The sequence below is a fragment of the Peribacillus simplex genome, assembly GCF_001542915.1.
In the GTDB taxonomy this organism is placed as follows: domain Bacteria; phylum Bacillota; class Bacilli; order Bacillales; family DSM-1321; genus Peribacillus; species Peribacillus simplex_B.
In genome coordinates this window covers 61,499-83,857 of record NZ_LNNH01000023.1, presented here as the reverse complement: position 1 = coordinate 83,857, position 22,359 = coordinate 61,499, and the positions used below count along the sequence as shown (strand labels likewise).

At 46.5% G+C, this 22,359-nt stretch carries 26 protein-coding genes; 12 read left to right on the top strand and 14 right to left on the bottom strand.

The genetic code is table 11. The features are described from left to right. Positions 1–133: 133 nt before the first annotated feature. The gene (locus AS888_RS12395) at positions 134–691 is read right to left on the bottom strand and encodes a DUF5366 family protein (RefSeq protein ID WP_061142521.1); all 558 of its coding nucleotides are present in this window, start codon (positions 689–691) and stop codon (positions 134–136) included. Between the two features lie 334 nt (positions 692–1,025). Between AS888_RS12395 and AS888_RS12390 the strand changes: the two genes are divergently transcribed. Genes AS888_RS12390 through mnhG form a run of 7 tightly spaced genes read left to right on the top strand, consistent with a single transcriptional unit; the run spans position 1,026 to position 6,754 of the window. Then, a complete protein-coding gene (locus AS888_RS12390; RefSeq protein ID WP_061142460.1) occupies positions 1,026–3,431 on the top strand; it encodes a Na+/H+ antiporter subunit A in 2,406 nt (801 codons plus the stop codon). Then, positions 3,428–3,850, top strand: a complete 423-nt coding sequence (locus tag AS888_RS12385; RefSeq protein ID WP_061142459.1) for a Na(+)/H(+) antiporter subunit B — start codon at positions 3,428–3,430, stop codon at positions 3,848–3,850. Before AS888_RS12390 ends, AS888_RS12385 begins: the two co-directional genes overlap by 4 nt. Next, positions 3,850–4,191, top strand: a complete 342-nt coding sequence (locus tag AS888_RS12380) for a Na(+)/H(+) antiporter subunit C (protein ID WP_061142458.1) — start codon at positions 3,850–3,852, stop codon at positions 4,189–4,191. The genes AS888_RS12385 and AS888_RS12380 overlap by 1 nt, the downstream gene beginning before the upstream one ends. After that, the gene (locus tag AS888_RS12375) at positions 4,184–5,665 is read left to right on the top strand and encodes a Na+/H+ antiporter subunit D (RefSeq protein ID WP_061142457.1); all 1,482 of its coding nucleotides are present in this window, start codon (positions 4,184–4,186) and stop codon (positions 5,663–5,665) included. Before AS888_RS12380 ends, AS888_RS12375 begins: the two co-directional genes overlap by 8 nt. A gap of 6 nt (positions 5,666–5,671) precedes the next feature. After that, the gene (locus AS888_RS12370; RefSeq protein WP_061142456.1) at positions 5,672–6,160 is read left to right on the top strand and encodes a Na+/H+ antiporter subunit E; all 489 of its coding nucleotides are present in this window, start codon (positions 5,672–5,674) and stop codon (positions 6,158–6,160) included. Beyond that, complete coding sequence (locus AS888_RS12365) at positions 6,148–6,432, top strand: Na(+)/H(+) antiporter subunit F1 (protein ID WP_061142455.1); 285 nt, start codon at positions 6,148–6,150, stop codon at positions 6,430–6,432. The genes AS888_RS12370 and AS888_RS12365 overlap by 13 nt, the downstream gene beginning before the upstream one ends. Further along, complete coding sequence (mnhG, locus tag AS888_RS12360) at positions 6,416–6,754, top strand: monovalent cation/H(+) antiporter subunit G (RefSeq protein ID WP_061142454.1); 339 nt, start codon at positions 6,416–6,418, stop codon at positions 6,752–6,754. Before AS888_RS12365 ends, mnhG begins: the two co-directional genes overlap by 17 nt. A gap of 75 nt (positions 6,755–6,829) precedes the next feature. Here the strand turns inward: mnhG and AS888_RS12355 are convergent, their stop codons facing one another. The 6 genes from AS888_RS12355 to AS888_RS12330 all read right to left on the bottom strand — a co-directional run bounded on the left by AS888_RS12355 (position 6,830) and on the right by AS888_RS12330 (position 11,718). Beyond that, on the bottom strand, positions 6,830–7,549 hold the full coding sequence (locus AS888_RS12355; RefSeq protein WP_061142453.1) for an MOSC domain-containing protein: 720 nt from the start codon (positions 7,547–7,549) through the stop codon (positions 6,830–6,832). A 93-nt stretch (positions 7,550–7,642) separates the two neighbouring features. After that, positions 7,643–8,035: a hotdog fold thioesterase gene (locus AS888_RS12350; RefSeq protein ID WP_061142452.1), complete on the bottom strand. Its 393-nt coding sequence runs from the start codon at positions 8,033–8,035 to the stop codon at positions 7,643–7,645. 127 nt (positions 8,036–8,162) lie between these two features. Then, positions 8,163–8,726: a 5' nucleotidase, NT5C type gene (locus tag AS888_RS12345; RefSeq protein ID WP_061142451.1), complete on the bottom strand. Its 564-nt coding sequence runs from the start codon at positions 8,724–8,726 to the stop codon at positions 8,163–8,165. 15 nt (positions 8,727–8,741) lie between these two features. Continuing rightward, a complete protein-coding gene (locus tag AS888_RS12340) occupies positions 8,742–9,836 on the bottom strand; it encodes an FAD-dependent monooxygenase (RefSeq protein ID WP_061142450.1) in 1,095 nt (364 codons plus the stop codon). 20 nt (positions 9,837–9,856) lie between these two features. After that, positions 9,857–10,954: a bifunctional diaminohydroxyphosphoribosylaminopyrimidine deaminase/5-amino-6-(5-phosphoribosylamino)uracil reductase RibD gene (gene ribD, locus AS888_RS12335; RefSeq protein ID WP_061142449.1), complete on the bottom strand. Its 1,098-nt coding sequence runs from the start codon at positions 10,952–10,954 to the stop codon at positions 9,857–9,859. A gap of 14 nt (positions 10,955–10,968) precedes the next feature. Then, positions 10,969–11,718 (bottom strand): GTP cyclohydrolase II, encoded by a 750-nt coding sequence (locus tag AS888_RS12330; protein WP_061142448.1) that lies wholly within the window; start codon positions 11,716–11,718, stop codon positions 10,969–10,971. Positions 11,719–11,970: 252 nt separating this feature from the next. Here AS888_RS12330 and AS888_RS12325 point away from each other — a divergent pair, with 252 nt between their 5' ends. Beyond that, on the top strand, positions 11,971–12,345 hold the full coding sequence (locus tag AS888_RS12325; protein WP_061142447.1) for a YuzC family spore coat inner layer protein: 375 nt from the start codon (positions 11,971–11,973) through the stop codon (positions 12,343–12,345). 40 nt (positions 12,346–12,385) lie between these two features. Here the strand turns inward: AS888_RS12325 and AS888_RS12320 are convergent, their stop codons facing one another. After that, positions 12,386–13,885, bottom strand: a complete 1,500-nt coding sequence (locus AS888_RS12320; protein WP_061142446.1) for a leucyl aminopeptidase — start codon at positions 13,883–13,885, stop codon at positions 12,386–12,388. Between the two features lie 284 nt (positions 13,886–14,169). Between AS888_RS12320 and AS888_RS12315 the strand changes: the two genes are divergently transcribed. Together AS888_RS12315 and AS888_RS12310 are read left to right on the top strand one after the other, a co-directional pair. Then, the gene (locus tag AS888_RS12315) at positions 14,170–14,652 is read left to right on the top strand and encodes a divergent PAP2 family protein (RefSeq protein WP_061142445.1); all 483 of its coding nucleotides are present in this window, start codon (positions 14,170–14,172) and stop codon (positions 14,650–14,652) included. A 9-nt stretch (positions 14,653–14,661) separates the two neighbouring features. Continuing rightward, the gene (locus tag AS888_RS12310) at positions 14,662–15,444 is read left to right on the top strand and encodes a cobalamin-binding protein (protein ID WP_061142444.1); all 783 of its coding nucleotides are present in this window, start codon (positions 14,662–14,664) and stop codon (positions 15,442–15,444) included. 85 nt (positions 15,445–15,529) lie between these two features. On the opposite strand, the gene AS888_RS12305 is transcribed toward AS888_RS12310, so the two are convergent. The 4 genes from AS888_RS12305 to AS888_RS12290 form a co-directional block, all read right to left on the bottom strand. Next, positions 15,530–16,222: a 3D domain-containing protein gene (locus AS888_RS12305; RefSeq protein ID WP_061142443.1), complete on the bottom strand. Its 693-nt coding sequence runs from the start codon at positions 16,220–16,222 to the stop codon at positions 15,530–15,532. A 125-nt stretch (positions 16,223–16,347) separates the two neighbouring features. Next, positions 16,348–16,665, bottom strand: coding sequence for a YuiB family protein (locus tag AS888_RS12300; protein WP_061142442.1), 318 nt, complete (start codon positions 16,663–16,665; stop codon positions 16,348–16,350). 107 nt (positions 16,666–16,772) lie between these two features. Then, complete coding sequence (locus tag AS888_RS12295; RefSeq protein WP_061142441.1) at positions 16,773–17,255, bottom strand: NUDIX domain-containing protein; 483 nt, start codon at positions 17,253–17,255, stop codon at positions 16,773–16,775. Between the two features lie 170 nt (positions 17,256–17,425). Further along, complete coding sequence (locus AS888_RS12290) at positions 17,426–18,643, bottom strand: NAD(P)/FAD-dependent oxidoreductase (RefSeq protein ID WP_061142520.1); 1,218 nt, start codon at positions 18,641–18,643, stop codon at positions 17,426–17,428. Positions 18,644–19,053: 410 nt separating this feature from the next. Between AS888_RS12290 and AS888_RS12285 the strand changes: the two genes are divergently transcribed. Both AS888_RS12285 and AS888_RS12280 read left to right on the top strand, forming a co-directional pair. After that, a complete protein-coding gene (locus tag AS888_RS12285; RefSeq protein ID WP_061142440.1) occupies positions 19,054–20,046 on the top strand; it encodes an NAD(P)/FAD-dependent oxidoreductase in 993 nt (330 codons plus the stop codon). Between the two features lie 656 nt (positions 20,047–20,702). Continuing rightward, positions 20,703–21,344: an SDR family oxidoreductase gene (locus tag AS888_RS12280; protein WP_061142439.1), complete on the top strand. Its 642-nt coding sequence runs from the start codon at positions 20,703–20,705 to the stop codon at positions 21,342–21,344. Between the two features lie 86 nt (positions 21,345–21,430). On the opposite strand, the gene AS888_RS26445 is transcribed toward AS888_RS12280, so the two are convergent. Both AS888_RS26445 and AS888_RS12270 read right to left on the bottom strand, forming a co-directional pair. Continuing rightward, on the bottom strand, positions 21,431–21,577 hold the full coding sequence (locus tag AS888_RS26445) for a hypothetical protein (RefSeq protein ID WP_155645471.1): 147 nt from the start codon (positions 21,575–21,577) through the stop codon (positions 21,431–21,433). A 277-nt stretch (positions 21,578–21,854) separates the two neighbouring features. After that, positions 21,855–22,217 carry a HesB/IscA family protein gene (locus AS888_RS12270; RefSeq protein ID WP_061142437.1) on the bottom strand — a complete coding sequence of 121 codons (363 nt, stop codon included), beginning with the start codon at positions 22,215–22,217 and terminating at the stop codon, positions 21,855–21,857. Positions 22,218–22,359 lie beyond the last annotated feature (142 nt).

Genomic DNA, 22,359 nt, shown 5'->3' with positions numbered 1-22,359 from the left:
AAGAGCCCAAATCTCGTAACCTTTGGTCAAAATTTCAAAGGAATTTCAAAAGGGGTTCGGAATTTTTTAATTCCGAACCCCTTTTGTCTACAAACTGAGAAGGTGCCTTCATTGGCACCTTCTTTTTTTATGGTTAGATGGGCAGGCTTGCAATCACGCTGTTGTAAAGCTTCAAGCCGGCAAAGGAGACGATGGAAATCAAGGCCGTCCAAACGAAGATCGGAAAGAAAACCAGTCCGACCAACCTCGCCAAATTCAGGTTCGGGCTCAATTTATTGACGAAATAAATCAAGGCCACGATATTCGTTGCGATGAAGATCACTCCTAGCCCAATGATGTATTGAACACTGAACAAGGAACACGCAGCGCCAATGACATATATGACCGAGCCCCTTCTTACACTGTTCAAGGCTTTCCCTTCCGAATCCTTGGAAAAGAATAACAAAGATAGCTCCATTACAGTGTCAGAGATCAATTTCAAGGCGGCAAAAACCATGAAAAATAGGAGAAGCAATACGATCAGCAGCGCCAGCTTTATGCCCGTTTCAGAAAAAAACTCCAGCATCCCTTGGTAGATGCCCAAATTCCCGAATAACTTGAGCATTTGCATTTCCCCATAAATGGAAAAGGATAGGCTGAATAATAGGATTGATATGATCGGAAAGTAGCTTAGTAAATAGGTGTTTTTCATGTTTTCTCCATCCATGCTTCTTTTATCCTATATTATGCAAGATAAACCACGATTTCACAATGGATACTATACGAATTCCCCGCAAATAAACGTTTGAAATAAATATTTTCAGAGCGGTGGAGGCTCCTTTTCTACCTATATATAAATCTTCATTTTAGTGGACCTTCCTAGTTCCTAAAGCCATGCAAACCCCCAAAAATTGCGTTATACTTTTAATCGTGACATGTAATTAATAAAAAAAAATGGCATCAGCAACGAAGATTTGCTGGCGTCTAGTATTGCGTAAATAAAAGCATAATAAGACGAAAGACTTCGTAAAAAGGGGGGGAAGTTTATGTCATTGCTTCATCTGGCGGTATTATCACCGTTTTTATTAGCTCTTATTGTTCCACTCTTATACAAACTATTTCGACACATACATACAGGATGGTTTGTACTCATATTACCCATTCTCCTTTTCACCTATTTTTCAAGGTTCATCCCCTTGACCAAACAGGGCGATGTCATGACGGAAAGGGCTGCATGGATCCCTTCTCTCGGTATCCATGTCGATTTCTATGTTGATGGACTAGGGCTTCTGTTCGCCTTGCTCATTACCGGAATAGGTTCACTCGTCGTTCTTTACTCCGTTTTCTATTTATCGAAGGAGAAGGAAAGGCTGAATCAGTTTTACGTCTTTCTTTTGCTCTTCATGGGGGCGATGCTCGGTGTGGTCCTTTCGGATAACCTGATTGTCCTTTATACATTTTGGGAATTCACCAGTCTCTCCTCGTTTTTATTGATTGGATATTGGAATGAACGGGAGCGTTCACGTTACGGGGCACAGAAATCCCTGCTGATTACCGTCCTTGGAGGACTAAGCCTGCTTGGGGGGATCATTCTCCTTTCCATCATGGGCAACACCTTCAGCATACGTGAATTGATAGCACAAAGTGGGCAGCTGATGGATCACTCGCTCTTCACTCCGGCACTATTGCTCGTCCTGCTTGGGGCATTCACTAAATCGGCCCAATTTCCCTTCCATATCTGGCTTCCTGATGCGATGGAGGCTCCGACGCCCGTCAGTGCCTATCTTCATTCGGCAACGATGGTCAAGGCCGGGATTTATTTAGTGGCCCGATTAAGCCCTGTTTTTGCAGAATCCGGGTTATGGCTCTGGCTCGTTTCGATTACCGGATTGATCACCCTTTTCTGGGGCTCGTTCTCGGCAATCAAGCAGACCGATTTAAAAGGCATCCTCGCCTTTTCCACCATCAGTCAGCTCGGATTGATCATGTCGTTGCTGGGTCTGGGCGCGGCAGCACTCCATTATGATTCAATGGGGGGAAATATTTACTTGGCAGCCACGGTTGCAGCTGTATACCATTTGATTAATCACGCGACCTTCAAGGGCAGCCTTTTCATGGTTGCAGGCATCATTGACCATGAAACCGGGACCCGTGATATCAAAAAGCTTGGCGGATTGATGCAGGTGATGCCGATCACCTTCACCGTCGCCATCATCGGCGCCTTTTCAATGGCAGGCCTTCCGCCATTCAACGGTTTCTTAAGTAAGGAAATGTTCTTGGCCAGCATGGTGAATGTATTGGAGCTGGATATCTTCAATATGGACACATGGGGAGTTCTGTTCCCTGTTATAGCCTGGATTGCGAGTGTGTTCACTTTTATCTATAGCATGATTGTCGTGCTCAAACCCTTTACAGGCAACCTTCAGGCAAACCTATTGGATAGGAAGCCACACGAGGCACCGATCGGGATGCTGGTTTCTCCCATCATCCTTGCCTTGCTGGTCATCGTTTTCGGCATTTTCCCAAACTTGCTTGCTACTTCGATCATCAAGCCTGCAGTAGCTGGCATACAGCCTAGCTTGGCAACCGAAGATTTCCATGTCCATATTGCTTTCTGGCATGGGTTCACACCTGAAGTATGGATGACGATCGGCATCATCGCATTGGGAATTCTTTTATACAAAACGCTTCCGAAGTGGCAGAGGATCACTCAGGTGGTTCCTGAACGTATATCCTTGAATTCTTTGTATGATAACGGATTAAAGGGCCTTGAACGTTCGTCCTCCTCCGTGATGAAATTATTAATGACAGGTTCATTGCGGACCTATCTGCTATCCATATTCCTATTTTTCATTCTTTCATTGGGCTTTACGATTTATTGGAAGGATGCCTTTACATTGGATACAGGACATTTTGCCCCGATCGGTTTTTACGAGCTGCTAATAGCTGGCGTCATCGTCGTCGCGGCGATTGCGATTTTGTTTGCCAAGTCACGTTTAACCTCGATCATCATCTTGGGAGCAGTCGGTTATGCGATTTCCCTGTTTTTCGTCTTGCTGCGGGCTCCGGATTTAGCACTGACCCAGCTAGTCATTGAAACGATATCCGTATCGCTGTTCTTGCTTTGCTTCTTCCACCTGCCATTGATGGCCAGCAGAAAGGAAGAACGGATGACATTCAGGTTGAATAACGCCTTGATATCCATTGGTGTAGGCGTCATCGTGACGTTGATCGCCTTATCGGCACACAGCAATAAACTATTTGATTCCATCTCAAGCTATTACCTTGAAAACGCGTATAAAGAGGCCGGCGGGAAAAACGTCGTAAATGTCATTCTCGTCGACTTCCGCGGACTTGATACGATGTTTGAAATCACGGTCCTTTCCATCGCCGCGCTCGGGATCTTCGCGATGATCAAATTGCGTCTGACAAGGGGGAAAGCTAAATCATGAAGCAAAACGACCTGATTCTTCAAACGGTTACGAAGGTCGCCGCCTTCGTCATCCTCCTTTTTGCGGTGGCCATCTTCCTGGGCGGTCATTATTCGCCAGGCGGCGGGTTTGTCGGAGGCTTGATGACTTCGGCTGCCATTGTGCTGCTGCTGCTCGCCTTCGATTTAAAGACCGTCACCGCGATCCTGCCGATCGATTATAAGTTGATGATCGGTGCAGGCTTGCTCATTTCAAGCCTGACGGTTGCAGGCGGGCTGTTGTTCGGCGTACCGCTCATGACCCATGCCTACCGTTATGTCGATTTGCCCCTCCTTGGGCATATCTCACTTCATACCGCCGTGCTTTTTGATCTCGGTGTTTATCTTGTGGTTGTTGGTGTCACGATGACCATTATTCAAACGATAGGGGAGAGTGAATAATGGAACTATTAATGGCCATTGTCATTGGAATTTTATTCATGTGCGCGACGTACTTAATGCTTTCAAAAAGCATGATCAGAATCATAATCGGTACCGGGCTGCTCAGTCACGGCGCCCATCTGTTGATTTTGACGATGGGCGGTCTAAAAGCCGGCTCCGTCCCGTTACTGAGTGAAGAAGCTGCTGTCTATGCCGATCCGCTTCCGCAAGCACTCATCTTAACGGCAATCGTCATCAGTTTCGGTGTGACGTCCTTCCTGCTGGTACTGGCTTACCGTTCCTATCAGGAGCTCGGAACGGATGATATGGAAGAAATGAGAGGTACAAAAACGAATGAGTAACTTAACCTTCCTGCCTGTTTTATGGCCGCTTTTCACAGGCATCTTTCTCATTTTCATTGCAAAAAAAATCAAGCTCCAACGATGGGTTTCACTTTTTTCGTCACTTATTGGCATCGTAATATCCAGCTTTCTTGTATTCTCGGTACATTCCCAGGGTATCTTGACCTTGGGTGTCGGCAGCTGGGAGGCGCCTTTCGGGATCGTGATTGTCGCAGACATGCTTGCCTCACTGCTTGTCCTGACTACGAATATCATCGGGCTGGCCATCTTGCTTTATTCGTTCCACTCGATAGGGGAGGAACGTGAAGCACACTATTATTATCCCGTTTTTCAATTTTTATTGATTGGCGTGAATGGGGCCTTCCTTACGGGGGACCTTTTCAATCTATTTGTCTTCTTCGAAGTGATGCTGATGGCTTCTTATGTGCTGCTGGTACTCGGCGGGACGAAAATCCAGCTGAGGGAATCGTTGAAGTATATCATTGTCAACGTGCTCTCCTCGTCCTTTTTCGTCATCATGGTCGCGTATCTCTACTCTGTACTGGGCACATTGAATATGGCGCAGATCAGCCAAAGGATAGCAGAGGTCAATCAGCCTGCGATCCTCTCGGTGATAGCCATCGGTTTCTTGATCGTTTTCGGCTTGAAAGGCGCCATTTTCCCGCTCTTCCAGTGGCTGCCTGGGTCTTATCATGCTCCGCCGATTCCCGTGATGGCACTATTCGGAGCCTTGCTCACCAAGGTCGGGATATACTCGATTTCCCGCACCTATACGCTGATGTTTTATCATGATCAAGGCTTCACCCATACCTTCCTGGCGTGGCTTGCCATCTTGACCATCCTCATCGGCGTCATCGGGGCGCTCGCCTATTGGGATGTAAAGAAAATCATCATTTACAACATCATCATCGCTGTCGGTGTCATCGTTTTCGGCATCTCCGTGATGAACGAACAGGCATTATCAGGCTCGATTTTATATATCATCCATGACATGCTGATCAAGGCTGCACTCTTCCTGCTGATCGGCATCATGATCAAACTCACCGGCTCGGCTGATTTAAGGAAAATGGGGGGCTTGATCAAGCAGTACCCCGCCCTTGCCTGGACCTTTTTCGTAGCTGCCATATCCTTGGCTGGGATCCCGCCATTCAGCGGCTTTGCCGGCAAGCTTCTTATTCTCCTGGGAGCAGGAAAATCAGGCGACTACCTTGGAATGGCCATTGTCCTGCTATCAAGCTTGATGGTCCTGTATTCCGTGATGAAAATCTTCATCTACGGCTTCTGGGGAACACCGAGGGCTGATTATCGCCCGGCAGCCGTTCCGGTTAATAAGATGCTTATTCCGGCCGTAATCCTCGTTGCCATTTCCGTCTTATACGGAGTTGGAACGGAAGCGATATACCCTTTCATTTCTCAAGCAGTCGAAACATTATTGAATCCGGATATTTATATCAAAGCGGTTTTAAAGGAGTAGTGCCTGATGTCATTCCAAATTTTACTGAATCTGGTCCTTGCGGTTACTTGGATGTTTTTAAAAAATGAGTTTGATGGGAGCACCTTTATCATCGGATATGCATTGGGGCTTTGCATCATGTTCGTCTTCCGCCATTTTTTCAAGGACCGCTTCTACCTGAACCGGGTGAACGCCGTCATCCGCTTGCTGCTCATATTCGCAAGGGAACTCGTCTCTTCCAACATTAGCGTCCTCAAGGTCGTTTTAAAGCCGAAGCTGGATATGCGGCCTGGCATATTCGCCTTCGAAACCGTGCTGACGAAGGATTGGGAAATAACGATCCTCGCGAATTTAATTACCCTGACACCAGGGACGCTAGTCGTCGAAGTTTCGGAGGATAATCGGATTCTTTATATCCATGCGATGGATATTGCCGACAAGGCTGAGGCTGTGGACAGTATTAAACATACATTCGAAAAGGCGATCATGGAGGTGAGCAAATCATGTTCGATTTAGTGCTGAAAATAGCCTTGCTCGGTGCATCCCTTTCCATGGCTGGATTCCTCTACCGTTTAATCATAGGGCCATCCGTACCGGATCGGGTCATCGCACTCGATGCAATGGGAATCAATCTGATCGCAATCGTGGCGCTTGCCTCCATTGTCATGGACACTAGCGCCTATCTGGAAGCCATTCTGCTGCTCGGAGTCCTCTCCTTCATCGGAACGGTCGCTTTTGCCAAATTCCTCGAGAAAGGAGAGATCATTGAAGATGACCGTAATCGTTGAAATCCTTTCCGGCCTATTCCTTTTAATGGGTGTCTTCCTCTTTCTAGTATCCGCTTTCGGCATCATCCGCTTGCCTGATGTCTATACAAGGAATCACGCTGCTTCAAAAAGCTCGACGCTTGGAATCATGTTCATCCTGATTGGCACGTTGTTATACTTTTATCATCAACATGGCCATGTCGATTTCCGGATCGTGCTCGCCATCATCTTTATCTTCATGACCAGTCCCGTCGCTGGACATTTGATCAACCGCTCCGCTTACCATACAGGTGTTAAAATGTGGGATCAAAGTGTCCAGGACGATTTGAAGAAGAACCGGTGATTTCCTTATCAAGTGAAGAAAGGCTGCCCTGGGTACAGGAGCAGCCTTTCTGGTTTTTATAATTGAAACGCAAGCTTAATCCATTAAAAACACTTGATCGCCCAATCTGATTTCACCTGTCCGCAAGACGGAAGCATAGACGCCAAAATGATTGTTCCTTTCCTTGACGACGGTTTTTAACAGGGAAGGATCTTTATGGGAATCTCCAGGGTCGACCGTTATGATCATGCAGCGTTCGCAATGCCTTTTGATTTCCAGTACGACGTCATTGCCAATGATAATCCGCTTTCCGAACCAACTTTCTTCCAGAAAGGGCGTTTTGTTCACTAAAGACAGCACTACATTATGCCTGAACCTTCTGCCATCCACTTCATTTCCCCAAAGCTTCGTCAATTCAGCTATGGAAGCATCACTCACAAGCAATATATTTTCTTCCTCGATGGCCCCGAACGGAATATGCGAAGGAGGATACACAACGGCTTCTGCCTCCCGCCTCAGCAACAGGTCCATTTCCTCCAGGAAGGCTTTCTCCCCCCATGTCAGTATGTTTCCGTCCGGTGCCTTCACTTTCAATTCAGGATAAGCCTTCAACGTTTCCTCACCTGAAAAGAAAGCTTGATAGCGAACCATTTCAGGAACCTGGGTTATCGTGATGAATTTCCCCTGCTTGTCCTTAAAGGCATGACTGCGATCTCCATATAACCCATAATCCATCACCTTCGTTGCCTGTACCTGTTCACCAGCGAATGATTTAACCGGATGCCGGGTGATTTCTTGTATAGAGCCAACAAGCATAAAAAAACTCCTTTGCAACCATTTGTATACCATTCAATCAGCCGCCCGGGGATCAGCCCGGAGCGTTCACCATGCTAAGCTGTTTTTTCTCCGTCACTTTGGTAAGTCAATGATGGCTAACGTACAGCGGGAAATACAGATAAGATGATCCTCTTCGTCCCGGATCTTCACGTCCCATACCATCGTAGTCCTCCCGCGATGGATGATATTCCCTTCCGCGGTAACAAACCCAGAGCGAACTCCCCTTACATGATTGGCATTGATTTCAAGTCCGACCACAGCCTGTTTCGTCTGATCCACAAGCTGCATTCCCCCGGCACTTGCAACGGATTCGGCAAGTGCAACAGATGCTCCCCCGTGCAATAAACCATAAGGCTGCCTCGTTCGTTCATCCACCGGCATCGTGGCTATGATTTTCCCATCCCCGTATTCTTTCATTTCGATTCCAAGCGTGCCTATCAACGAGTTATCCATATTGATTTCCATTCCAATCCCCCCACCTTTTTATTTCCTTCAGGTAAATCATAACATTTAGAGACAAAAAAATGAATCACGGTTCATAATACGGCATCTAAAAAGGATGACCCGAATCGATCAAGTCATCCTCATCCGTTCATTTGGAGATCAGTTCCTTTAATTCGGACCAGCTTGCAAGTCTCGGTATATCCAATTCCCTGTTATAGGAATTGTCGATTGCATACACCTTCGTTGGAATATCCAATAAGGTTTCGAGGACAGCCGGTTTATCATCGAAATAATAATCAAGCTCAAGCTGATTGATCGTATCGATTTTTTCATGATCCTTCATGCCGCAGAAAAAATGGTCATCCTTAACCGGAAAGCCGTTTTCGATCATCCATTTTTTCGTCCGTTCACCATGCTCCGTCTTTCTGGCAGTGATGTAATAAATCTCATGCCCTGCCAATTCAAGCTCCTGGAGCGTTTCCACTGCGCCCTCGAAAGCGGGACACGATGAATAATACACTTCCTCGACAAGACTATTCCACATCTTGCCGCCCGCCTCTTTATCAAGCCCGAATGCTTCATGGATTTCTATCGTCTTTAACGCTTTGAATACCGCCAGTTCCACGTTTTTATTCAGCTTTTCATTATAAAGATGGAACGCGAATTCCCTCAAATTAATCAGGGTATCATCAATATCGAACCCAAATTTCATATCATTCACTCCTATTCAAACATAAGCGGCAAACTGTGATGCGAAGGATATCTCCTTGTCCACTTGAATGGCTTGCAATCTTTCAATTTCGGACTTTCTTTCCGGCTCGGCGGCTTTTAGCCCAAGGAATTCAGCATCCTCATGCAAGATGCATTCCCGGATAAGATCGGCCAATAAATCGGCATCTTTCATGGCGCAATTCAGCCCGAAAGCGCCTGTAGGCGTCATCGTATGGGCCGCGTCGCCCATTAAAGCAACTCCATCCTTCGTCCACGTTTCGCAATAGCTGCTGTGAACGTCCAATAATATGAAGTCCTGCCAGGAGCGGATATTTTCCCGCGCACTTTCGATCAATTCAGGAAAGGCCATCAGCAATTTTTCGATGAAGGGCTCAAAAGGCTGTTTTCGCAGCTGGGGAAAGGAGTCGTGCTCTATATTCCAGCCAATTTGGATCGCCCCTCCCGTTTGAGTGAAGAGGGCGACTTGGGAGTCATTGACCAGTGCCATCTTGATTGAGGGCTGCCATCCCTTAGGAGCCGGGATTTTTGCCCACAACAGATCGTAGCCATGATTTTTAATCACGGCTTTAATCCCCGCTTTTTTCCGGACCGTGGAAAACCTGCCGTCCGCCCCGATGATCAATGGACTTTCGACGATCATGTCCTTTCCCTCTTTTCGGACCTTGACACCCGTAAACCGGCCCCGGTCATTCTGAATCAAGTCCGTAACCCGGCTATTTAGCATCAATCGAAAGGTGTCCAGCTTTTTCGCTTCATCCAATATCGCTGAAAGCAAATGATTTTGAGGTACATGTATCCCAACATGATCTACCGGCCATTCAGGAAAAATCCGTTTAAATAAGCGGCCACCTTGCCAATATTCGATTCGGTCCATCCTTAGCAAGCCGAGCCTTTCCACAGTCTCGAATAAACCATGCTTTTTAAGGATGTCCTCTCCTTCCTCGTTCAGGAACTCCCCCCTGAACTCCCTTGACACGTCAGAATGCCTTTCAAGCAGGACGACCGATATGCCCCGCTTGGCCAAAAGATAGGCTAACAGTGCTCCTCCAGGACCAGACCCCACTATGCATACATCAGTTTTAACCACCATCATTCTTCACCTGTTGTCCATTATAATTTCGGATAAGCGGTGATGCGGATGTCTTCTCCAAACATGTCCACACTAGAGAAGGCTACATCCAGCGCTTCATCCATCGTATCTATATTCACTCCCGTAAACGGCGTCAGCGAGTTTCTCCCACCCAATAGTTTAGGAGCAACGTAAATCAAGAATTTATCGATGAGCCCTGCCCTTAGGAAAGAGGCATTGACTTCACTTCCGCCCTCTAGCAAAACATCCGTAATGCCCTTTTTATACAATTCTTCCATCAGCGCGCCCAAATCAAGACCGCCCTCATTTTTTTTGACAAAAATGAATTCGATCCCTTTTTCGCTCAGAAAGGCGATTTTTTCCTTAGGTGCATGTTCCTGCGTTACGATTATCGTTTTGGCTTCCGAGGCGTCAACAACATTAGCATCCAAAGGAACACGAAGTTCACTGTCCAAAATGATCCGGATCGGATTTTTGCCTCCGCCTTCGGGAAGTCTGGTCGTCAATGATGGATCATCGGCCAGTACAGTCCCGATTCCGACGAGGATGGCATCCACCTCATTACGCAGCACATGTACGGAATGACGGGATTCTTCTCCAGTTATCCATTTCGAATGCCCTGTATGTGTCGCAAGTTTTCCATCGAGCGTCATCGCAAGCTTCGAGATGATGAATGGACGATTCTTCGTCATATTGTGGATAAATCGTTCATTCAGTCTTTGCGCTTCTTTTTCCAAAACGCCAACTTCCACTTCAATGCCTGCATCCTTCAGGATCGCTATCCCTCTTCCTGCAACTTCCGGGTTTGGATCTTGCGTAGCCACGACAACCCGATGGACGCCCGATTCCTTGACTAAATTTGCACAAGGAGGAGTCTTTCCATAATGGGAGCACGGCTCTAGCGTTACGTATAGGGTTGCACCTTCTGCATACTCACCAGCCATTTTGAACGCATGGACTTCTGCATGCGGCTCACCCGCCTTCCGATGGATTCCTGTACCGGCAATCACGCCGTCCTTGACGATGACTGCCCCGACCACTGGATTCGGATTCGTCTTTCCTTTGGCACTGGCTGCTAGATCTAGTGCCAACTTCATGTAATATTGATCATCATTCATACGTTAAGCTCTCCTTATACGATAAAAGTTGGCTTCTGCAGGGGAATATGTCCAGACTTCTTAACCTTTGTGTCCAAATAGAAGCTATTATCTTCCGTTAGCCCGCCCCAAAGCGGTATATGATCCTTTGCCGCGAGACCATGCTTCATCAGGGCATCCAGTTTCTTCGGGTTATTCGTAATTAATGTCACCGGATTCTCGCGCAATTCCCGTAATACGCGGATTGCCCCTTCGTAGGAACGTGTATCGTCTTCAAACCCTAATGCCTGGTTCGCCTCGACCGTGTCATAGCCTTCCTGCTGCAGCAAATAAGCAAGGGACTTGGAGAATAGGCCGATTCCTCTTCCTTCATGGTCAGCAAGGTAAAAAATCGCGCCGCAGCCATGCTCGGCAATCATCTTCATCGATTGGTGGAGCTGATAGCCGCAATCACATCGTTTACTGCCAAAAATATCACCTGTATGGCAGATGCTATGCATCCGGACGAGTGCATTTTCGGACTCTTTGAAATCACCATATACCAATACGGAGGACTGTTGTCCAAAAGCCAGGTTTGCATCCGAAAGCGATTCAAGCACCGCTTCCTTGTCATGATTCGCTCCATCCAGCTCAAGCCATGTATACCATTGGAAAACGGCGGAGAAATCGCCTTGTTCCACAGGGAGCTTAACGGGCCCCACTAAGCATATATCCGCTTTTCCAGGGGTTTTCAGGATCGTCATTTTATCTATTAGAATGCTTTTTGTTTGCTCGTTTATTTTCATGATAACATCACCTATTTTTTAATTTATAGTGTGCATACTCCTTACTTTAGGTAAGTAAGTATATTACTATCCACTATACCTGTCAATGAAGCGGTTTACAAATAATAGTGTGTCTTTCGCTAAAATTCCCTGGATTGGGTTTCAGGAAAGGGCTGTCGTCGAGCCGCTATCATATCGCAAGGCGTTCTTACATAGTTTAACGTATAAAGAAAACAGGTCTAAAGAAAGCCTGAAGGAAAGGAAGGAATCTTAATGGAAAATCACCCTTATTTCCCCTTCGGCCTGCATCCCCCTCATATGTATGACGGGCTGGCTGGAAGCATCCGTCCCTACTCGGCGACCAATCCCGATTTGTTGGTTAAATCGGCAAAGGCCTCGCAGTCCTTATTGATCGATGTGCAAAAAGTCATGAACACTTTAGCGACATCCAAGCCTTTCGCAAACGGATTGATGACCGCTGCCCAATCATCGAAAAAAAGCCTCGTGACGGAAATGATCCGGAAGATCGGCATTAAAAACGAACCTGATATCATGTATAACCCAGATGGGATCCGTTTTGATTTCCATCCGAAAGCCGGGGAGGTTAATTGCCATATCATCATCAGTCTAAAATGGAGGGATATATGACAAAAAACCGAAGCCTATGCTTGGCTTCGGTTTTTTTTGTTCATTTCGCTTCAAAGGTTTCAACCAATAAGGCAAGCGTCCGAGCCATGACACCCGTCGCTCCTGCGGTGCATAATGCCGAGCTGCTGGAGGTTGTCGATGTCCCGGCAATATCCAGGTGGACCCACGGGGTCGCTTCAGCAAATTCACCGATGAAAGCCCCGCCCATGATGGCATGCCCGGCCCCGCCAGGTGAATTGTTCAAATCTGCTATCTTACTATTGCGTACGCGCTCCTTGTCCTTTTCGGTAATGGGCAGCCGCCACATAGGCTCGCCGGCCTCCTCGGAAGCTTTTTGGACTTGCTCGTAGAATTCAACGTCATTGGTCATGGCACCAGTCATATCCATGCCCAGCGCCGTTATGACACCGCCCGTTAACGTCGCTACGTCAATCAGGTATTCTGCACCATGATGTTTAGCGTAGGTCATGGCATCTGCCAAGACGAGCCGTCCTTCAGCATCGGTATTCAATACCTCGATCGTTTTTCCGCTCATGGCAGTGATCACATCATCCGGCTTGAAGGCTTCGCCGCTGATCATATTATCAGTGGAAGGAATGACGGCAACTACATTTTGGTCCGGCCCCAATTCACCGATAATTTCCATTGCCCCCAATACGGCTGCAGCCCCCCCCATATCCGTCTTCATTCCGACGATGCCTGCCTTCGTTTTCAAGGAATATCCGCCAGTATCGAATGTGATGCCTTTACCTACCAAACCTATAGCATCTTTCCATTCCTCTTTTCCTTGATACTTCAACACGATCATTTTCGGTGGTTCGACCGAGCCCTGATTGACGGCAAGGAGGGCACCCATTCCCAACTTGAGCATATCTTCCTTCTCAAGAATCTCCACTTCAAAGCCATAACGTTCACCCAAAGCGGCTGAATAGTCAGCCAAATCCGTGGAAGTCAGCAAATTCCCAGGTGTATTGACCAATGTCCTCGCCGAGTTGGTGGCCCTGCCGAAAATTCTGCCTACATGAAGCGCCGCCCCTATCTCGCCACTATCGGCATCACTATAAACCGTAATTGCTTCAATGCTTTTTTCGACCTGGTTCGATTTTTGCTTGTAGCCTTCAAACTTATAGGAAGCAAGTTCGAACGCCTCGGAGCATGCATGCGCAGCGTCCAGGGCATCCAGGTTTTCAGTCGTGAATGTATCCAAGGCGATCGACAGCGTCGTCAGCTTGGATTCCGCAATCGTTTTACGCGCTTTCCCCAATGCTTCGCGGAGCGTTTCGAAAGTAAGCTCTTTTTCCTTCCCCAGACCTACAAATACCAATCGCTTTACACCTAACTTGCCTAATGTATGTATTTTAACCACTGATTTTTTCTTGGATGAGATCTCTCCAGCTTTCACTAACTCTGTTAGCTGGCCGCCCAATTGCTCATCGGCTTCCTCCCCTATGCCTGTGAATTTGATCGGTCTGTCAAACACACCCAGGACCAAGCATTCGTCGATCAAATCTATATTCAAGGAATCTTTAACTGTGAACATATGCCATCTCCTCCATTCGATTACCTTCATTATAACGAAATCTTCCAAAGTTTTCGATAAAGGCATTTGAAATTAATATTATCAAGGATATTGTTTAGAAAAGGTGACTTTAGAGTAATAGTATAAGAAAGATCATATTTTATCCTTATCCAGCAGGGAATCGACAGGATTTGATGGAACTACTTAATAAACGCCGGATAAGTTCGCTCATGCAAAAGCAGGATTTCTTACTTATCCTTATATGGTTTCAACGTTACTCATAATCGGAAAGAAGGCTGATACTTTTGGATTTTTTTCTCAACTTCCCTTTGATTGCAGCATTGATTGCCATTTTCTTTGCTCAATTCATCAAAGTGCCCATCCATTTCATCGCTTTTCGTAAAGTGAACTGGTCACTTCTTAACTCGACGGGCGGGATGCCCAGCTCCCACTCGGCAGCCGTGTCAGCTCTCACCGTTGCCGTAGGGATTGAAACTGGCATGGATTCACCTGTATTCGCGGTTGCCGCAATCTTTGCCGTCATCACGATGTTCGATGCAACAGGCGTAAGGAGGCAGGCAGGGGAACAGGCTGCCGTCTTGAACCGCCTCGTTACCGATTTCAATACATTTGTCGAGCAAGCGAAAAATTGGCAAAAAAAAGAGGAGAAGCAAAAACAACAACAATTAAAGGAACTGTTGGGCCATAAGCCGATCGAGGTATTTTTCGGAGCCTTGACCGGTGTATTCATTGCACTTGTGCTTCACTTTTTCATTTTTCAAGGGTAGGTGATACAGTTGAAAATAATCTCGCTATGCCCCAGCAATACGGAACTATGCACCTATCTAGGAATCGAGGATCAGCTGATCGCCATCGACGACTACTCGGATTGGCCTGAATCCATTCAGCACCTCCCTAAAGTCGGGCCGGATTTATCGATCGATATCGATCAAGTGGAAGCATTGAAACCTGATTTGATATTGGCTTCATTAAGTGTACCCGGCATGGAAAAAAATATTGAAGCATTAAAAAAGCGGAACCTTCCCCATATCATCTTCAATCCGCAATCGCTTGAAGATATCGCCCAGGATTTGCTTACCTTGGGGGAGGCGACGGACCTTAAGAACGAAGCAGAGAAGCAGGCTTCCAAATTCAGGGCCACGATCCTCCGCTATCAAGACGTGGCTGATACAATCGAAACGAAGCCTTCCCTTTATTGGGAGTGGTGGCCAAACCCCTTATTCAGCCCAGGCGGAGTCAATTGGTTATCCGAAATCAGCCGTCTGGCCGGAGGATATAATCTTTTTGAAGAAGTGAACATGGCCAGCATCCAAGTCACTTCCGAAGAGGTCACCGAAAAGGATCCCGACCACATTTGCTTAGCCTGGGTCGGGGTTCCTTTACGCAAAGTGAACCCGGGGCTTGTCAAAAAGCGAAATGGTTGGAGCGATATGAAAGCAGTTCGCCATCATAATATCCATATCATGGAAGAACCATTATTTTGCCGTCCATCCCCTCGTTTATTGGAAGGATTGTCAAAATTGGCAAGGACCCTGCATCCAACGACTACAATCACATAAAGGATTGACATGAAAAGGCTGCCCCTCGGGGCAGCCTTACGCTTTGGGCAAACTCGCTGAAAATGGAATTCGCCCATCTGAATGATTAAAAGGCAAAGGATGATACATGCTCGTTCAACGCCCGTTCGTTCATTTTATGCTTGAATACCTGCCTGATCTTGGTTTCATTCAACTTACTTAACTGTTCCTCGGACAACGCGCCGCTCCCTTTTTGCACAACATATACCTCAAGGGTTTTCTTACCCCAATTATCATACACATCCTGCACCGTTTCATAATAGAGGTCAAGGTGATTCCCTTTGATTGCGCCCCCCTTGTCGGCTACCACTCCATAACCATAGCCAGGAATCCATAGGATGGTTCCGAGCGGGAAGACGGCTAAATCCGCGGCAATCGTCGAAAACATATCCCGCTTCACCTTCACTCCTGAATAGGTTATGCCGTAGGAAGGGCTTTTCGGATATTTTCCGGTTGATTCATATCCGGCCGTGTACCCTGTCGCGAGCACTTCATGCTTAGGATACTTCAAAAGCTCGATGCCTTCCTCTATCGTCGCCGGTCCATTGCTCCTGGAAGCGGATGCAACTAGTGTTGCCACCTGATCCCCCCTATGGATGGTTTTGTATTCGAGCCCAAGCAATCGATGTTGTCTCATCGTCTCTTCGAATGGGTCAACCTCAGTTGTAGCGCCAAAAACATGATTTAAGGTAGAGTCGATGGCCAAGATAAACAATATGATAATAGCAACCCTCAAAAATAATGCCTTACAGACCTTCATATGTATTCATTCCACTCCTCTCACAAGGATATTTGTTCCCTTTCCAGAGAGAAAGTATTCATAAACAGGCAAAACAACCTTTTTCCCAAACAAAAAGGACCGTCCACGAAGACGATCCACCTTGATCAAAACATCTGATATCCTTTTTTTCTTAACGTTTTAATAACCAAACCAGCTAAAACGGCACCAAGCAGCCCGCTTGATAAAATAATGATATCTGCCGAATGCAAGGATGTAAGGTTCGACCCAAGGCTTGAAAAGGACATTCCCGGATTTCGGAAATATTCGATCAGCTTCGTTTCATTGACAATGACGATGAAGACGATGGGAAATAAAATGACCATGATCCATGATGAACGAAAAAGCATATTGAGCAAAAAGCCAATCCCAAAAAATAATATGAAAAATAAGAGTATTGAGATAATTAAAACAGGCAATGGCATGTTATTCTTGACCCCCTTAAAAGCGACACCTTTAGTTTACTGAAAAAATAATTGCCGCGTCAACGACTTAATGCCAAATAATGTCGAATAAAATATATTTACCCAATTCACATGAATAATTTATACGATGTATAACCGAATTGATCACCTGGGTTCAATCCATCAAGCATCGTCTGCATTCTTTCCTTCTTAAAAGCTAACAGCTGCTCCAATAATAAAGATTGCTTCCCCTCTTGCATCAATGAATCAGGATCATAAAACTTAGCTTCATATAATTCATCCAATTGGGCGGTGACCTCAAAGCTGAGCGGTTTAAGTAAAAACACCAACATATTATCACTGATCTCCCCTTTGATGACTCCGCTTCTGACACCTACCATGCCTTCGATTTCCGCATGGATGCCCGTTTCCTCGAACACTTCCCTTACAACAGCCTCGTCAACGGTTTCATCATGTTTGACAAAACCTGCAGGCAGCGACCATTGCCCTTTCAACCCGCCATACCTTTTGTTCACCACGAGCCATTCTCCCTTATCGGATATCACAAGGCCAGACACTGCCAGCCAAACATTTTTGCACCGTTCCACCAAGCTCCACTTCCCCTATAATCATTTTAACCAATCACTCGATGCTGATGGCCGAACCATTTCCCGCTTATGATCTTCGACTCAAGCTTCATGCCCCGATCAGCGATGGATGCCATTAAAAAGCCATTCAGAGAATCTCCCCAAATGGCTTCAGTTAATATGTCCCTAAAAAATCAAAGGATGTTGAACTTGCCTTTTTTTGCGACCAGGGAAGGCCCGCCGATCAGTAGCAATGCCCGGTTATCGACCATCTTCTTCAAGAAGGATGCGGTCTTTCCCGTCACCTTCTTACCGAATACGACGCCAATTGCATTGTCATCACCTAATGAACATACCGTTCCTTTGTTTTCGAAGGCGAACGTTTCAAGGTCACTTTCATTACGGACCAGCTTAGTCAGGTTCTTCGCAATGACCTCTCCCTGCTGCATGGCGATTTGGGCGGTAGGTGGGTAGGGACGGTTGATTTCTTCATTGATGATCAGGGCGCAATCACCCACGATGAAGATATCGTCATGCCCTGGTGCCCGCATGTCAAGGTTCACTTTAATACGGCCGCGCATAGCCTCGAAGCCGGAAGCCTCGATCACGGAGTTCCCTCGTACACCAGCAGCCCAGACCACGGTGCCCGCTTTGATTTCTTCCACTTCATCTTCGCCTTTTGAAACGATGATGCCTTCAGGCGTCGCCCCCTTGATGGGAGTCCCGATCTTGAATTCAACACCCTTTTTCTCAAGATACGAAACGGCATAGTCCACCAATTCCGGATCGAAACCAGGAAGGACGGCTGGTGCGGCCTCCACACAGTACATGCGGACCTTCTGGAAATCAATGTCGTATTCCTTGCAGAGATCCGGCACCCGGTTCGCCAGTTCCCCAAGGAATTCGATACCGGTAAATCCGGCTCCCCCGACAACGATGGTCAAGCGGTCCTCATTCTTCTCTGCCTCAGAGCTGTAGGTAGCGAATTGCAACGAAATATGATCACGGATTTCGCGTGCAGTGTTCACGTTGGAGATGGAGAAAGCATATTCCTTCAACCCTTGGATTCCGAATGTTTCCGATTCAGGTCCAAGCCCGATCACTAGGTAATCATAAGCGAGTTCGCCATTTTCAAGAACGACTTTTTTATCGTCCGTCTTCACTTCCAAAACGGAATCCTGGATGAATTTAACTTTGCTGCCGTTAATGACACTTTTAATCGGGTAGCGGACACGATCATGATGAAGAGTCCCGGCAGATGCTTCATGCAGCCATGTAGTTTCATAGTGGTAATCATTTTTGTTGACTAATACGATTTCTGCTTCATTTTGCCCCAGTGCCTTCTGCAAGCGCGTAACGGTCATCAACCCACCATAACCTGCACCTAAAACAACGATAGTTGGCTTTTTCAAAAGAATTCGTCCACCTTTACGATATTTTCTTGTGGTGCTTTCCATAACTAACATCTATTTTCTATATTATTAATCTCCATTATAAAAAGCACGCTTATACATATGTGACGCATTTCACGTAACCCTTCAAACTTGTAATAAATGAATCATAAGTAAATATTAGTCTTTTTCAATAATTTTTTCAAGTGAAAAACCGGATTCCTCAAGACCATATTCCCCTTGAAGCGAGCCCATTTTAATAGGCTTAGCCGCGAGTATTTCCAGACGCTAACAACGAGAACGAGGCTGCTGTTGCCATACGCCGAAATAATAGTCGAAACTTTCTAACTCTTTTCTCGTTTTTTCAAAGTTCATCTATGGTAAAATAAGAGAATATATTTCAGCAAACCTAGTATATCGGAGGGATAACGTTGGAAGTTAACGAAAAGGTTTATGATATCACCATCATTGGCGGAGGTCCGGTTGGATTATTCACCGCATTTTACGGCGGCATGAGGCAGGCATCGGTAAAAATCATCGAAAGCCTCCCACAATTAGGCGGGCAATTATCTGCCCTTTATCCTGAAAAGTACATTTATGATATCGCTGGTTTCCCTAAAGTGCGCGCACAGGAGCTAGTGAATAACCTGAAAGAACAAATGGCAAAGTTCGAACAGACCGTTGTCCTCGAGCAAGCCGTGCAAGACGTGGAAAAACAAGCCGACGGGGTCTTCAAGTTAACGACCGATAAAGAAATCCATTATTCCAAAACCATCATCATCACAGCTGGCAATGGTGCATTCCAACCCCGCCGCATCGAAATTGATGAGGCAAAAGAATATGAAAGCAGCAACCTTCATTATTTCATCGACGATCTCAATCATTTCGCAGGCAAAAAGGTCGCCGTTTTCGGAGGCGGGGATTCCGCAGTGGATTGGGCCCTCATGCTGGAGCCCATTGCCGAAAAGGTGAGCATCATTCATAGAAGAGATAAATTCCGTGCCCACGAACATAGTGTGGAAACCCTTAAAAATTCCAAGGTCGAAGTACTCACCCCTTACATACCGGCAGATTTGATTGGAACGGAAGGACGGATCCATACAGTCGCCATCAAGGACCCAAAGGGTGAAGATACAGAAACGCTGGATGTAGATGCAGTCATCGTCAATTACGGATTCGTATCCTCCCTCGGCCCCATCAAAAACTGGGGGCTCGAAATCCAGAGGAACAGCATCTTGGTCAATACCAAAATGGAAACGAATATTCCCGGAATATACGCTGCCGGCGATATCGCAACCTATGACGGCAAAGTTAAATTGATCGCGAGCGGCTTCGGCGAGGCGCCCACTGCCGTCAATCACGCCAAACAATATATCGACCCAAAAGCAAAGGTCCAGCCCATGCACAGCTCCTCGATGTTTTGATAAGCGCAATACAGCAAAAAAGGTTCCGGAATGGTCTCCCTTCCGGAACCTTTTTTATTGGCTGGAGAAAATCGCTTCGGAAGTATTCGTCCAAAGTGAAATGAGTCCGAACTCCATTTTCTCCAAGAACACTATCTTTGGTTTGAAACGCAAAGTGGAATGCAACGGAAGGCGGCGACACTCCTGCGGGAAATGCGCGTCTACGTGAGACACCGCAGGCTGAAAGCCGAGGAGGCTCAAGGACCGCCCGCGGAAAGGGAGTGCCTGCAGTGAAATGCAACGTCCGAAATACTCCACCACAACACTGCGGGCAATCAAAATACAAACTTTGGTTTCACACCAAGTGGAATGCAACGGAAGGCAGCGACACTCCTGCGGGAAATACGCGTCTACGTGAGACACCGCAGGCTGAAAGCCGAGGAGGCTCAAGGACCGCCCGCGGAAAGGGAGTGCCTGCAGTGAAATGCAACGTCCGAAATACTCCACCACAACACGGCGGGCAATCAGGAAGCTTTAGCTTTCCTCCTAAATCCCGCATGTTATCCCCAATTACGGCCTTGTGGATAACATTCTTTCCGTTAGTTGTCCACAAGTGCTTAACCTCAAACTATAAAGGGTAAAGAATAAAAGAAGATCAGAAAGGAGCATGCACATATATGAATATTTTAATTGCAGGAGCTAACGGGACGACCGGAAGGATGATCATTGAAGAATTATCAAAAAATCCGGAAATGAATGTTTACGGAATGATCCGGAAAGAAGAACAGGCTCAAACGATAAAAGAACTCGGCGGCCATCCCATCCTTGCCGATTTAGAGGAAAATGTGGATAAAGCAGTGGATAACATGGAAGCGATCATCTTCGCGGCAGGTTCCGGACCAAAAACGGGGCCAGACAAAACGACGGCTGTGGATAAGCTGGGTGCGATTAAACTGGTCGATGCCGCCAAGAAGAAAGGAATCGATCGCTTTATCATGCTGAGCTCCGTCGGATCTGATACTCCGGAGCAAGCGCAAGGCGGGATGCGCCATTATCTTGAAGCAAAACACGATGCCGATGAACATTTAAAAGCAAGCGGACTGACATACACAATTGTCCGCCCAGTTGCCTTGACCAATGACCAAGCTTTAGGCAAAATCTTTGCAGAACAAAAAGTGGACCATACCAATAAATCGATTCCAAGAGCTGATGTCGCCTCCGTTCTGGCACAGGCGGTCACAAAGGAAAGCACGTTCAATAAAACATTCGAAATTTTAAGCGGTGACTTGCCAATCAAGGAAGCTCTGACCGATATTTAAGGCCAAAATCAAGCACGAATAGTGATCAACAGTGGACAAATCGAAATTGTCCACTGTTGATTTCATTAAAAAAGCTCCAATCGTTTTCAGCCCGAGTATTTTTTCGTCCTTTCTCGCAGTTTTTCCGACCTTTCAATCACTTTTTCCGTCCGTTGCGTAGGTATTCCGGCCTTCCCCTCACTTTTCCGTCCGTTTGCGTAGTTTTTCGGCCTTCCCCTCACTTTTCCGACCATTTGCGCAGTTTTTCCGGCCTTCCCTTCCCTTTTTCCGTCCGTTTGCGCAGTTTTTCCGACCTTCCCTTCCCTTTTTCCGTCCGTTTGCGCAGTTTTTCCGACCTTCCGCGCAGTTTTTCGGCCTTCCCCTCACTTTTCCGACCTTCCGACCACTTTTTCCGACCTTCCCCTCATTTTTTTCGGCCTTTCGGTATGAGAACGTTCCGAAACTCCTTTCACTCAAAACGAAGGAGGGCACTTGTTAAAGTGCCCTCCTGTTCTGAACTATTAAGGTTTCTTAGCAATTCTCCGGCGTTCCGGCGTTTTTGGCCGTTTTGAAGGAAGATCCGCATCCGCATGACGCAATCGCATTCGGGTTTTCGATCGTGAATCCTCCGCCCATCATCGTCTGTTTATAATCAATGACTGTTCCTTTCAATATATCAGCGTCCCCATTATCCACAAGGATCTTAATTTCAAACTGTTCAAGTTGGGCATCTTTTTCTCCTGCCTCTTCCTCAAAACCCATCCCATAGGATAATCCACTGCAGCCTCCGCCTTTAACGGCCACCCTTAAAAAGGAACCTTCTTCACCATTTTGTTTCATCATTTCTTTTATCTGAAAAGCGGCAGCTTCCGTTATATTAACAACTTCACTCACAATAAATCCCTCCTTCTTATGTTATGTGAGATAGACATTTCTCCTTATAGTATATACCAAAGAATTTCCTGCGCTCAATCTTCCAGCTTGAAAAAATTCGGCATGACCACATCCATTTTACCAACATGACGACTAATATAGT